This window comes from Rhodococcus sp. OS5 (assembly GCF_056837585.1).
Genome location: NZ_CM166368.1, coordinates 382,614 through 395,048, shown reverse-complemented (window position 1 = coordinate 395,048; position 12,435 = coordinate 382,614). Strand labels below are relative to the sequence as shown.

Annotated in this window: 11 protein-coding genes; 3 read left to right on the top strand and 8 right to left on the bottom strand. The window is 61.4% G+C overall.

Annotation, left to right across the window (positions count from 1 at the left end; translation table 11 throughout):
* Positions 1-6 precede the first annotated feature (6 nt).
* Positions 7-1,188 carry a multidrug effflux MFS transporter gene (locus tag ACVZUB_RS01880; protein ID WP_218679746.1) on the top strand — a complete coding sequence of 394 codons (1,182 nt, stop codon included), beginning with the start codon at positions 7-9 and terminating at the stop codon, positions 1,186-1,188.
* Positions 1,189-1,193: 5 nt separating this feature from the next.
* On the opposite strand, the gene ACVZUB_RS01875 is transcribed toward ACVZUB_RS01880, so the two are convergent.
* The 5 genes from ACVZUB_RS01875 to ACVZUB_RS01855 form a co-directional block, all read right to left on the bottom strand.
* Positions 1,194-1,937, bottom strand: coding sequence for an IclR family transcriptional regulator (locus ACVZUB_RS01875; protein WP_007731643.1), 744 nt, complete (start codon positions 1,935-1,937; stop codon positions 1,194-1,196).
* A 70-nt stretch (positions 1,938-2,007) separates the two neighbouring features.
* Positions 2,008-3,939 (bottom strand): ABC transporter ATP-binding protein, encoded by a 1,932-nt coding sequence (locus tag ACVZUB_RS01870; protein ID WP_007731644.1) that lies wholly within the window; start codon positions 3,937-3,939, stop codon positions 2,008-2,010.
* Positions 3,936-5,669: an ABC transporter ATP-binding protein gene (locus ACVZUB_RS01865; RefSeq protein WP_003943950.1), complete on the bottom strand. Its 1,734-nt coding sequence runs from the start codon at positions 5,667-5,669 to the stop codon at positions 3,936-3,938. The genes ACVZUB_RS01870 and ACVZUB_RS01865 overlap by 4 nt, the downstream gene beginning before the upstream one ends.
* 114 nt (positions 5,670-5,783) lie before the next feature.
* Complete coding sequence (locus tag ACVZUB_RS01860; RefSeq protein WP_003943813.1) at positions 5,784-8,138, bottom strand: MMPL family transporter; 2,355 nt, start codon at positions 8,136-8,138, stop codon at positions 5,784-5,786.
* Positions 8,139-8,209: 71 nt separating this feature from the next.
* Positions 8,210-8,839 (bottom strand): TetR/AcrR family transcriptional regulator, encoded by a 630-nt coding sequence (locus ACVZUB_RS01855; RefSeq protein ID WP_003943912.1) that lies wholly within the window; start codon positions 8,837-8,839, stop codon positions 8,210-8,212.
* A gap of 250 nt (positions 8,840-9,089) precedes the next feature.
* On the opposite strand from ACVZUB_RS01855, the gene ACVZUB_RS01850 reads away from it, so the two are divergent.
* A complete protein-coding gene (locus ACVZUB_RS01850; RefSeq protein ID WP_003943790.1) occupies positions 9,090-10,199 on the top strand; it encodes a GGDEF domain-containing protein in 1,110 nt (369 codons plus the stop codon).
* A 12-nt stretch (positions 10,200-10,211) separates the two neighbouring features.
* On the opposite strand, the gene ACVZUB_RS01845 is transcribed toward ACVZUB_RS01850, so the two are convergent.
* On the bottom strand, positions 10,212-10,667 hold the full coding sequence (locus tag ACVZUB_RS01845) for an RrF2 family transcriptional regulator (protein WP_003943908.1): 456 nt from the start codon (positions 10,665-10,667) through the stop codon (positions 10,212-10,214).
* A 128-nt stretch (positions 10,668-10,795) separates the two neighbouring features.
* Here ACVZUB_RS01845 and ACVZUB_RS01840 point away from each other — a divergent pair, with 128 nt between their 5' ends.
* Positions 10,796-11,737, top strand: coding sequence for a sterol desaturase family protein (locus tag ACVZUB_RS01840; protein WP_003943902.1), 942 nt, complete (start codon positions 10,796-10,798; stop codon positions 11,735-11,737).
* On the opposite strand, the gene ACVZUB_RS01835 is transcribed toward ACVZUB_RS01840, so the two are convergent.
* Together ACVZUB_RS01835 and ACVZUB_RS01830 are read right to left on the bottom strand one after the other, a co-directional pair.
* The gene (locus tag ACVZUB_RS01835) at positions 11,703-12,041 is read right to left on the bottom strand and encodes a DUF202 domain-containing protein (RefSeq protein WP_003943794.1); all 339 of its coding nucleotides are present in this window, start codon (positions 12,039-12,041) and stop codon (positions 11,703-11,705) included. The two genes, ACVZUB_RS01840 and ACVZUB_RS01835, sit on opposite strands and share 35 nt — an antisense overlap.
* Positions 12,042-12,392: a YidH family protein gene (locus tag ACVZUB_RS01830; RefSeq protein WP_003943804.1), complete on the bottom strand. Its 351-nt coding sequence runs from the start codon at positions 12,390-12,392 to the stop codon at positions 12,042-12,044.
* Between the last annotated feature and the right edge of the window lie 43 nt (positions 12,393-12,435).

Sequence of the window (12,435 nt, the reverse complement as noted above, 5' to 3'; positions counted from 1 at the left end):
CGAACGGTGATCGCCCCGACGGGCGGTGCACGGATCCGATTGGTACTGCTTCTCGGAATTCTCACCGCCCTCGGGCCGTTCACCGTCGACATGTATCTTCCTGCGCTGCCACAGATCACGCAGGAATTCGGCACGTCGGACACGATGGTTCAGCTGACCCTGACGGGCACACTTCTGGGTCTGGCTTTCGGCCAGTTGCTCATCGGCCCACTGTCCGACATCTACGGACGTCGACGTCCCCTGCTCGTGGGCACAGTAATTCACGTCGGCGCGTCGTTGGCCTGCTTCTTTGCTCCGTCCATCGAAGTCCTCACTGCGCTGCGAACCCTTCAAGGTTTCGGCGCCGCCGCGACAGGCGTGATCGCGATGGCAATCGTTCGTGATCTATTCACCGGACACGATGCGGCAGTTGTACTTTCGCGGCTGATGTTGGTCATGGGCGTAGCGCCCATCCTGGCCCCCTCCATCGGCGGGGCACTGATGTCCGTAACACAGTGGCGCGGAGTCTTTCTAGCTCTCTTCATCCTGGGCATCGCGATGATCGCACTCGCGGCAGTATCGCTGCCGGAAACACTTCCACCCGAGAATCGGTCGGGCAAGGGCATCGGCGCCATCGCGCGAAACTACATTGCGCTCGGCAAGGATGCCCACTTCATGGTGTTGGTGCTCGTGTGCGGTCTCGGCCGCGGCGTTTTGTGGTCGTACATCGCCGCGTCGTCCTACGTGATGCAGGAACAGTTCGGACTGAGCGCCACCGCATACGGATTTGCCTTTGCCGGCGGCGCCGTCGTTCTGATCGGTTCGTCCCAGCTCAACGTCAGCCTTCTCGGCCGGTGGTCGCCGAATTCCATCACGATCTGGGCAATGTGGGGCAGTAGTGCCGTCGGCGCTGCATTTGTTGTTGTTGCCGCCACCGACTCGTGGGGATTCGCCGGGTTTGCCGTCCCCATCCTGCTGATGCTCTGCGCAACGGGTTTTGTCATGCCCAACGCACCGGCGGTTGCACTGTCCCGTCACGGAGAAGCCGCAGGCTCAGCAGCCGCGCTGATCGGATTTGCGCAGTTCGGCGCTGCCGCTGTGGTTGCGCCCGTCGTCGGCCTTCTCGGCAACACCAGTCTTGCCGTGGCCATCTCCATGACCGGGGCTTCGGTTCTCGGCGTGATCGCGCTGCTCTGCGTGCGTCGATAAAACGGTTATGCCGAGCGTTCGAGAACCGATACCTTCCGGCTGATCCCTTCGGCCGCCGCGCGCAACGGTTCGGCAAAACGCTCGGTGTCCATTCGATACCGCGGACTCGACACACCGATCGCGGCAACTGCTTCACCAAGTCCACCGAAGATCGGGGCAGCGATACTCGATGTTCCCAGGCGAACCTCCTCGGTCTCGACCGCCAACTGCTGCGAACGAACAGCGTCGAGTTGCCTACGTAACCCGTCTTCCGAGTTCACCGTCCGATCGGTGAACTCGACAAATCCGTTGCCTGTCACCGCTCGAAAAACGGAATCCGGTGAGTACGCGAGTATCGCTTTGCCGGTTGCCGTGGCATACATCGGCAGCCGGCCAGCCACCCGCGACGGCAGGTCCACCCCGTGATGACCGGAGATCTTGTCGATGTACAGAACATCGAGGCCGTCGCGAATCGCGAGGTGAACCGTCTCCCGGGTCGCCGCGTGAAGATCCTGCACATACGTCAAGGACACCTCGCGCAGAATACGTTGACGAGGAACCAACTGCCCCAGTTCGAAGAGCCGTAACCCCAACCTGTACTTGGTTCCGACCCGTTCCAGTAAACCAAGAGACACCAGTTCACCGGCTATTCGATGCACCGTCGCCTTCGCAACACCACTCCGATTCGCAAGTTCGGTCAGCGACAGCGCACCCGAATCCGCATCGAAGGAATCGAGTATCAGGCGCGCTTTCCCCAGCAACGAATGCATCGCCGAGCGCCTCCAGTACACAGAATGTGGTCCACCCAGCGGACCAAGTCTGCTCCAGTCTACTGAGGCATCAGATCTCCGCGCCCACGAATTGGCTGTTGTACAGACGGAAGTACGCGCCGCGGGATTCGAGCAGAGCCTCATGGCTCCCCTGCTCCACGATCCGGCCTTCCTCCATCACCACGATCAGGTTCGCATCACGAATTGTCGAAAGACGGTGCGCGATGACAAAGCTGGTGCGGTCGTTGCGCAGAACCGCGGTGGCGCTCTGGACCAGCAGTTCGGTGCGTGTGTCCACCGAACTGGTCGCCTCGTCGAGGATCAGGATGGACGGCTGCGAGATGAAGGCGCGGGCGATGGTGATGAGCTGCTTCTCGCCGGCACTGACGTTGCTGCCTTCCTCGTCGATGACCGTGTCGTAACCCTCAGGCAGAGAGTGCACGAACTTGTCGACGTAGCTCATCTCGGCCGCGCGACGAATCTCCTCGTCGGTGGCACCAGGCTTGCCGTAGGCGATGTTCTCGCGGATGGTTCCACCGAACAGCCATGCGTCCTGCAGAACCATGCCGATCCGTGAGCGCAGATCGTCTCGCGTCATGTCGGCGATGTCGATGCCGTCCAAAGTGATTCGGCCCGAATTGAGTTCGTAGAACCGCAGGATGAGGTTGACGAGGGTGGTCTTGCCTGCGCCGGTGGGTCCGACGATCGCAACCATCTGGCCCGGCTCGGCAGTCAGGGACAGGTCCTCGATCAGCGGCTGTTCCGGCTTGTAACTGAAGGTGACGTTCTCGAACTTGACGCGACCCTTGTCGACAGTGGGCGACTTCGCGCTCTTCGGGTCCTCCGACTGCTCGTCTTGGTCGAGCAGCGCGAAGACCCGCTCGGCCGAAGCGACGCCGGACTGCAGCAGATTGGTCATCGACGCTATCTGCGTGAGCGGCTGGGTGAACTGCCGCGAGTACTGGATGAACGCTTGCACATCGCCGAGCGTCATCGTTCCGGATGCGACGCGCATGCCACCCACCACTGCGATGGCGACGTAGTTGAGGTTGCCCAGGAACATCACGGCCGGCATGACCAGACCGGAGATGAACTGCGCCTTGAAGCTGGACTCGTACAGATCCTCGTTCTGCTTGCGGAAGCGCTCCTCGACCTCCTGCTGGCGACCGAACACCTTGACCAACTCGTGGCCGCTGAATGCTTCCTCGACCTGCGCGTTGATTCCGCCGGTGCTCTTCCACTGCGCCACGAAGTGCTTCTGTGAACGCTTCGCGATAAACGCCGTCACCATGATCGACAGCGGAACAGTTGCCACCGCGATCAAGGCGAGCAGAGGTGAGATCCACAGCATCATCACCAGAATGCCCAGGACGGTCATCACCGACATGACCAACTGGCTGAGCGTCTGCTGCAAGCTCTGCGCGACGTTGTCGATATCATTGGTCACGCGTGAGAGAACATCACCGCGGGCATGGGTATCGAAGTACCGCAAGGGAAGTCGGTGAATCTTCTGCTCGACGTCCTCACGCAGACGACGAACGGTTCGCTGGACCACGATGTTGAGCAGATACGCCTGCAGCCAACTGAACAGCGACGCGCAGACGAACAGCAGCAGCACGATCATCAAGACCTTGCCGACTGCGTCGAAATCGATTCCGGTTCCAGGCACAACTGCCATGCCGGACACCATGTCGGCGAGCTGACCCTGCCCCGAAGCGCGCAATCCTTCGACAGCCTGTTCCTTTGTCGTCCCCGGCTGGAGTTGCTTGCTGACGATGCCGTCGAAGATCAGGTTGGTGGCGTTTCCCAGGATCTTCGGAGCGATCGAGGAAAGTACGACGCTTGCCGTCACCAAAGCGAAGATCAGGACGACGATCGGCTTGTCGGGGCTCAAGCGTCCAAGGAGACGTTTGAGCGAAGGGCCGAAGTTCATGGCCTTCTTTGTGGGATCACCGCCGCCGGGCGGGCCGATGGGAGGCGAGGAAGTCGGCCGATTGCTCATGATGCGTCCTGTACGGCTAGCTGAGAGGCGACAATTTCGCCGTAGGTGGGACAACTGACCACGAGTTCGTCGTGCGTGCCGATCCCCACGATGGCGCCGTCGTCGAGCACGATGATCTGATCGGCTTCCACGATGGTGGAAATGCGCTGCGCGACAACGACGATGCAGGCGTCTTGCGTGACCGGCCGGAGCGCCGCACGCAGCCTCGCATCAGTAGTGAGGTCGAGTGCCGAGAAGGAATCGTCGAACAGATAGATCTGCGGCTTACGCACCAACGCTCTCGCGATGGCGAGTCGCTGACGCTGACCGCCCGATACCGTCGTACCGCCTTGTGCCACCGGTGTGTCCAGGCCTTCGGGCATGGCGCGGACGAAGTCGGCAGCTTGGGCGATCTCGAGGCACTCCCACAGCCATTCGTCGGTAGCTTCGGGGTTTCCGTAGCGGAGATTGGTGGCGACAGTGCCGGAGAACAGATACGGCTTCTGCGGGACCAGACCGATCACCGAACAGAGCAGCTCCGTGTCGATGTCGCGGACGTCGACGCCGCCCACCGATACCGATCCGGAGGTGGAGTCGATCAACCGCGGAATCAGGTTGAGCAGAGTGGTCTTTCCCGATCCGGTGCCGCCGATGATCGCCGTCGTCTTGCCTGGTTCGGCGCGGAAGGTGATGTCGCGCAACACTGGCTCCTCGGCTCCGGGGAACTGGAACTGAGCTCCACGAAGTTCGACGACTCCCGGGTCCTTCAGTTCTCGGACAGGATTCTCGGGCGGGATCACCGACGAATCCGTGTCGAGTACTTCGGAGATACGTTCGGCGCACACCGACGCACGCGGCAGCATCACCGCCATGAAAGTGGCCATCATGACGGCCATCAGGATCTGCATGATGTAGCTGAGCATCGCGGTGAGCGAGCCGATCTGCATCGAGCCCTCGTTGATCTGATGGCCACCGAACCAGATGACCGCGACGCTGGTGACATTGCTGATCAGCATCACGAGCGGGAACATCAGTGCCATGAGGCGGCCGACGCCGAGTGCAGTCTCCGTCAGCTCACGGTTGGCATCGCCGAAACGCTCTACCTCGTACGGTTCCCGTACAAACGCTCGGACGACACGGATGCCCGTGATCTGTTCGCGAAGAACACGGTTGACGGCGTCGAGGCGGCCCTGCATGACCCTGAATCCGGGGACCATCCGGGCAATCAGGAAACCCATCGAGACTACGAGAAGCGGGACGCTGATCCCCAGGATCCAGGACAGATTCAGGTCCTGGCGCAGAGCCATGATGATGCCGCCGACGCACATGATCGGCGCCATGACGAGGATGGTGCAACTCATCACGACCATCATCTGCACTTGCTGGACGTCGTTGGTGTTGCGGGTGATCAGCGAAGGCGCACCGAAGTGCCCGACCTCTCGGGCCGAGAACGTCCCGACCTGATGCAGCACCGACGCTCGGAGATCGCGTCCGACGCCCATGGCGACTCGCGCACCGAAGAAGACGGCCCCCACCGAGCACAGGATCTGCGTGAGCGTGACCATCAGCATCATCCCGCCGGTGGAGAGGATGTAGCCGGTGTCGCCTTTCGTCACGCCGTTGTCGATGATGTCGGCATTGAGACTCGGAAGGTAAAGGGCCGCCATAGTCGAAATAAACTGCAGGACGACAACGCCCGTGAGTTCACCCCGGTACGGCGTCAGATAAGTGCGCAGCAGCCTGATCAGCATAGTGAGCGAAGGTTACCAATCCTGGCCGACACGTGCCGCTGGATATTTCGATACACAAAAACTGCTGTGCGCCTTTATTAACCGCGGGGGGTTAATAAAGGCGCACAGCAGAGATCAAGCAGATGCGGACTGAAGCTCCGCTTCCTTTTCTTCACGGAGGGCCTTGCTGAGCTTCTCACCCTCGATGTCGACGTTCGGCAGAATCTTGTCCAGCCACTTCGGCAACCACCACGCCTTGTCGCCGAGCAGTGCCATGACGGACGGGATGATCACCATGCGCACGATGAAGGCGTCGAAGAACACCGCCGCGGCAAGCGCGAAGCCGATCGACTTGATGAACGAGTTCGGTTCCGCGATGAAGGCACCGAACACGGAGATCATGATGACCGCGGCCGCACTGACGACCCGGGCGCCATGGTTGAAGCCGATGGTCACGGCCTCCTTCGCGCTCGCGCCGTGGACGTACTCCTCACGCATACGCGTCACGAGGAACACCTGGTAGTCCATCGCGAGTCCGAACACCACACCGATCAGGAAGATCGGCATGAAACTCACGAGTGGTTGCGGGTTCGAGATGATGCCCAACCAACCGTGCTGGAAGATCGCCACCGTCGCACCGAATGTCGCGAGCACGCTGAGCAGGAAGCCGAGCGTCGCCGTCAGCGGAACCAGGATCGAACGGAACACCAAGAGCAACAAGATGAATGCAAGGCCGACGACGACGGCCAGGTAGGGCACCAATGCATCCTTCAGCGTGTCCGAGACGTCGCCTTCGAGTGCGGTCTGACCGGTGATGCCGTAGCTGACGCCGATCGAATCGTTGAGTCCGCCTTCGGCTCCACGAAGGCTGGACACCAGATCCATCGTGGCGGGGTCGGTCGGACCACTCTTCGGAGTGATCAGTACCTGCGCGGTGTCGCCGGCCTCGTTGACCCCGACGACCTGTGCGTTCTGGACGTCATCGAAGCCCGAGATGGTCGAGACGACCTCCGCAAAGGCCTCCCCGGCGGGAACGCTGGCCCCCTTCGCGTCGACAACGGCGATAAGCGGTCCGTTGCGACCGTCACCGAAGCCCTCGTCGATCAGGTCGTATGCCTGACGCGCACTGGTCGCCGGGTCACCGGTGGCCTCCGACGGCAGTGCCAGGCTCAATCCCGTTGCGGGCAGAGCCAATGCGCCCAGAAGCACTACTCCACCGATCAGCGGCACGAGCGGACGACGGACGACGGCACTGATGAAGCGCAGAGCCAACTTCGGCTTGCCCGAATCTTCGTCTTCGGACTCCTCTGCGCGCTTGCTGAGGAAGGGGATCTTGCCGGCAAAAGCCTTGCGTCCGAACATACCCAGGATCGCAGGCAGCAAGGTCAAGGCGATCAGAACCGCGATCAGCACGGTAAAGGCCGCTGCCGCACCCATATCGGAGAGGAACGGGATGCCGACGACGCGCAATGCAACCAGCGCGATGATGACCGTCAAACCAGCGAATACCACTGCGGAACCGGCGGTTCCGACGGCGCGACCTGCTGCTTCGGCACGGTTGTCGGTAAGGGTGAGCTCATGCCTGAACCTGGACATGATGAACAGCGAGTAGTCGATCGCTACGGCCAGACCGATCATGATCGCCAACGTCGGAGTCATCGAACTGAGATCCATGAATCCGGTGGCAACCGTGATTCCGAGGCTGCCGATAGCGATACCGATGATCGCGGTGAGGAGCGGAAGCCCCGCGGCCACAAGCGAACCGAACGTGATGGCCAGAACGACTGCGGCAACGGCGATACCGATCAGCTCGGTGACACCACCGGGCATCTCCGCTTCCTGAGCAGCAGAACCACTGACCTGGACGTTGAGTCCCTCGGCCCGACCGACATCGGCTGCGGAGTTGATCGAATCACGCAACGCCTGATCGAGATCGGCGAAGTCACCGCTGAACGGAACCTCGACGTACCCGACTGTGCCGTCGGCACTGAGCGGCGACAACGCACGCGCGTCGTCCACGGCCTGTGTCTCGGAAGTTCCAGCCGCAGCAGCCTTTTCCTTGAACATCGCAACCATGGAGTCGTTGCCGGTAACCGGATTGACCAACGCCTTCGCGGCCTGTTCCGGAGTGGCAGTCGCCGGGTCCACCTTGGCAGAGTCGGCGACCTTGTCGATGCCACGAATACTCGCGAGCATGTCGTCCATGGCCTTGACGTTCGCCGGATCGGCCAGCGTCGTGCCTGCCGGAGCTTGCACTACGTATCGCGCGCTCAGCGAATCCATAGGATTGGGCGCGTCGGGAAAACGCTCCGCCATCAGGTCTTGCGCCTGCTGCGCCGGGGTTCCCGGAATGGAGAACGAATCCTTGGTGGGGCCGGACAGAGTCGCTGCCCCGACGCCCATCAGGACCAGGATTATCAGCCAAACGCTGAGGACCGCGCCTTTTCGCCGGTAGGCGAACTTGCCGATCCGATAAAGATAGGTGGCCACGACGGGCTCCTTGCTGTTTCGGTGCGTGTACGTGGACAGGTATTACGTGTGGGGCTCAGAGACGAGACATCTCAGGGACGCGACATCTCAGGGGCAGGCGGCGGCGCGGGCAACCCGGCACGAATCTGCCGAAAAGCGTCGTGAACCAACTCTTCCGGACTGGAAGCCTCCGACTTTCCGCCAGTCCAGACGTCGATCACCGATTTAGCGGCTCCGCCCACCGCTCCCAGGAGGAGCGTCGGGTACAGGTCCTTCTCGGCGTCGGTACCGGTGCGTTCCGCCAATGCCTGAACGACTGCACGGTTGATCCGCTGATGCATGTCTGCGGCATCCCGGTAGAGCGCGGGACTCGAATCCGACAGCAGCCAGATACTTGCCTTCTCACTCCCACTCGGACCTGAGTCGTTCACGATTTCGACCACAAGTTCTTCGAGGACGTCGAGAATTGGTTCGTCCGCGGGCCGTGACGCAAGCGCCTCGATCCACAAAGTCACCGATTCCTCGAAACTGGCGAGCACTGCCTCCTCCTTGCTGGAGAAGTAGTTGTGGAACGTCCTCGTCGACACTCCGGCCTCGGAGGCGATTGCGTCAGCGGTGACGCATTCGATCCCCAGCGCACGAGCAAGCCGTGCTGCCGCGCCGCTGAGTGCGGCACGGGTTGCTGCCTTCTTGCGGTCACGAAGGCCTTGTTCGATGATCACCCCAACACGGTACCGAACTTGCAGAGCTCTGCAACTTTGCAGAGGTCTGCAATATTGTGCGATCGAACACACGGCACGGAAACTCGAGGCGTACCTCACACTCACGCACGGCAAATGCCTGAACAGCGCGACAGAGAGGGTTGCGAGCAACTCCACCGCCTGACGCCCCCTGCCAAGTTGACGCGTGAATCAACATGGCCTGACATACTTTGCGGTGAATTAACCGCAATTTGCTCGGCGAAGGAATCTGATGGACCCGCTCCTGCACACCTGGCCGGTTTCGTCCACGGTGATGCTGTGGGGATCGAAGTCCGGACGAGGCTCCGTACTACGTCTCGTCCGTCTCACCATCGGGTTCTGCTCACTCAATTTCTCGATCGTGGCGTTCCTGTTTCTCCTCAGCGGAGAGGGCCCGGACGGACCGTTTGCGCGCAGTTGGCTCGTCGGCATTGCGACCGTCAACCTGATCCCTACGATTCTCTGGTTTGTCGGCCGAATCAGAGGTTCACGCATGCTCAAGCTCTACGGACTGTGGGCAGATCTCGGAACTGCCTCGATTCTCATCACCTTCACCAGCCATAACGCCGCCCTCTTCGGCGCGGCACTCTTTGTCGCCACCGGCGCCTACTTCACCTATTTTCTCGATTACCGCTGGTTGGCCTTCCATCTCGCCTTTGCCACGACATTTGTCATCGCCCTGACGGTGCTCGGCCTGACGAACGGCGACTACTCGACAACCAGCGTGATCGCACGCACGGACGTCGTCCTGTGTGCCGTGATCTTCATTCCGGCCACGATTCAGTTCACCTGGCGGCAATTACTCGCGCGCGCAACGGGATCCAAAGTGGATGCGCTTACCGGCCTGTTGAACCGACGAGGACTGTGGGACATGTCGGAGCGCATCTGGTCGGTCGCGTCGGCAAATCGTGCCGACATTGCTGTTGCCGTCGTCGACATCGACAAGTTCAAGGCGGTGAACGACACGTTCGGCCACGAAGTCGGTGACGCCGTCATCATCCGGACCGGAACGCGCCTGCAGGCGCATGTGAACGGTTTCGGTTACGCCGCGCGCACCGGCGGCGAGGAGTTCACCGTTGTGATGATCGGTACTCCGTACGGACTTCGCAAACGAATCGCGACGCTCCCCAAAGCCGTGGTGAACGCCTCCGACGACCCCCTGGCCACGGTCAGCGTCGGCGCAGCGACGCTACCTTTCATCCCACATCAGGAAGAGTTCGACTACAACGAGTTCTCCCGAGCAATCGTTGCGGCCGATCATCTGATGTACGACGCAAAATCCGCGGGAGGCAACACCGCGAACACTGCTCCTATGGCAGTTCCGCGTCGACGGGCACACTGAAACCGGGCTGTATCAGCGCCGATTCCACGCCTCGGGATCTGCCGTCAGTTCGTGAATGAACTCGGGCAACTCTCCACCTGCAACATCGGTGAGTGTGACATTTTCGAGCACAGCACGGAGGTTGACTCGCACTGCAATCCACACCTCCTTGAGGGGCGTTGCCGGTCCCCCGTAGTCGACGTCTTCCGGTCGCTGACCCCGAATCGAAGCCAGCGGTCCCTCGACAGCTCGTATGACGTCGGCAATCGTGATCTCGTCCGCGGACCGAGCGAGCCAGTATCCCCCGTCCGGGCCTCGACGGCTGTTGACCAAGCCGCCGCGCCGCAGGTCCGAGAGCACCGCTTCCAGGAACTTGTGGGGTATTACCTGGGATTTGGCGAGAAACTCGGCCTTGGCCGGGTCAGGACCAACTGCCGCGAGCTCGACCAGAGTCCGCACGGCGTAGTCCACCTTCGCGGTGATATGCACCGGCAATTCCTACCATCGTTCTATGAATAGTCGCAACAAACCTGCGAGTTCTTCGCCGCAAAGGGTTCCCTGACGTTACATTTTGATGCATGATGTAACGATCAGAGCTAGAGAACAGGACAAATCGCGTGTGGGAAACCCTTCTCGAATCATGGAAGTCACTGCTCGAACCGCTCCATGATCCCGTTACGCTCGCAATCCCCGCGTTTGTCATCTTCCTCGCAATCGAATGGTTCGCGGCCCGTGCGCTCGAAGATCATCCCGACGACGCCGACGGACGCGCACGGCCGGCACAGGGCGGCTACCGAAGCGTCGACGCCAGAACCAGCGTTCTACTCGGACTCGTGTCGATCGCAACGAGCACCTTCTGGAAAGTGCTGGCGCTGATCGGCTATTCCGCAATCTGGGTGTATCTCGCTCCGTGGCACCTCTCGCCGACTGCCTGGTACACCTGGGTGATCCTGCTGCTCGGAATCGACGTCCTCTATTACGCGTATCACCGCATCGCACACCGAGTTCGAGTCATCTGGGCCACACACCAGGCTCACCATTCGAGCGAGTACTTCAATTTCAGCACCGCACTGCGACAGAAGTGGAACAACAGCGGTGAGATCATCATGTGGTTGCCGTTGCCGTTCCTCGGGATCCCGCCGTGGATGGTGTTCGTCGGCTTCTCCGTCAGCCTCGTCTACCAGTTCTTCGTCCACACCGAACGTGTCGGAAAACTCTGGCGGCCCATCGAATTCATCTTCAACACGCCGTCACACCATCGCGTCCACCACGGCTCCGACGCCGAGTACCTCGACCGCAACTACGCCGGAATCCTCATCATCTGGGACCGGATGTTCGGAACCTTCGCAGCCGAAACCCACCGCCCCACCTACGGACTCACGACGCCGGTCGGAACGTACAACATCTGGAAGCTCCAAACGCGCGAATATGCTGCCATTGCTCGCGATTGGAAGGCGTCGACATCGTGGCGGCAGCGAGCCGGCTACGTGTTCGGCCCGCCCGGCTGGGCGCCGAAAGCCGAGGTCACTTCAGCAGAATCCACAGCCCCGTCGCACTGAGCAGGAGCAGAGCGACCGCGAGAGTTGCTCCCATACCCAAAGCGGGCGTTGCCTTTTCGGCCGAAAACTGGGCCAACCGCCTGGGCCGCGACCGACGTTCGTAGACCGTCACCGCGACGACGAGCACGGCAGCGACGGACGGGCCGATCAGGGCCACCGACCCGAACGGCGGCAACCATCTCAGACAGGCGGCAGACAAGCCGAGGATCGACAGACTCGTACGCACGAACGAGAGCGATGTGCGCTCGGACTGCAAGCCCTTGTCCGGAGGCTTGACACCTTCCGACGGTTCCAGCGCGGTCAATCAGTTCACGACCTCGACCACCAGGACGGTCGCGCAGATCACCAGCACGATGCCGACGACCGGCGCCATGAGCGGCACCGGCAACGAGCGCTCAGTTCGCAGTGCACGCTCGGCGCTGATCCAGTGGACAAAGGAAGTGATGGCGATCAGAGCACCGCCGACGAGCAACAACGCGGCCAAGCCGGATCGAACCGTCGGATTGAGAATGTCGCCGCCGAACGCTTCGAGTCCGACGCCCGACGCGACGAAGGCCGTTGCAGTGCGGATCCAAGCCAGATATGTCCGCTCATTGGCGAGCGTGAACCGTGGATCGGGGTCTTCGCCCGTTCGGAACGGTCTCCACCGGGGCATCACCTGTTCATTCCGTCCGGGCAGAGATCGCACACTGCCTTCG

Bases quoted from the DNA above. Each gene is read 5' to 3' on its own strand.
- ACVZUB_RS01875 (WP_007731643.1), bottom strand. From the start codon at position 1,937: ATGCATTCGTTGCTGGGGAAAGCGCGCCTGATACTCGATTCCTTCGAT.
- ACVZUB_RS01870 (WP_007731644.1), bottom strand. From the start codon at position 3,939: ATGAGCAATCGGCCGACTTCCTCGCCTCCCATCGGCCCGCCCGGCGGC.
- ACVZUB_RS01865 (WP_003943950.1), bottom strand. From the start codon at position 5,669: ATGCTGATCAGGCTGCTGCGCACTTATCTGACGCCGTACCGGGGTGAA.
- ACVZUB_RS01850 (WP_003943790.1), top strand. From the start codon at position 9,090: ATGGACCCGCTCCTGCACACCTGGCCGGTTTCGTCCACGGTGATGCTG.
- ACVZUB_RS01830 (WP_003943804.1), bottom strand. From the start codon at position 12,392: ATGCCCCGGTGGAGACCGTTCCGAACGGGCGAAGACCCCGATCCACGG.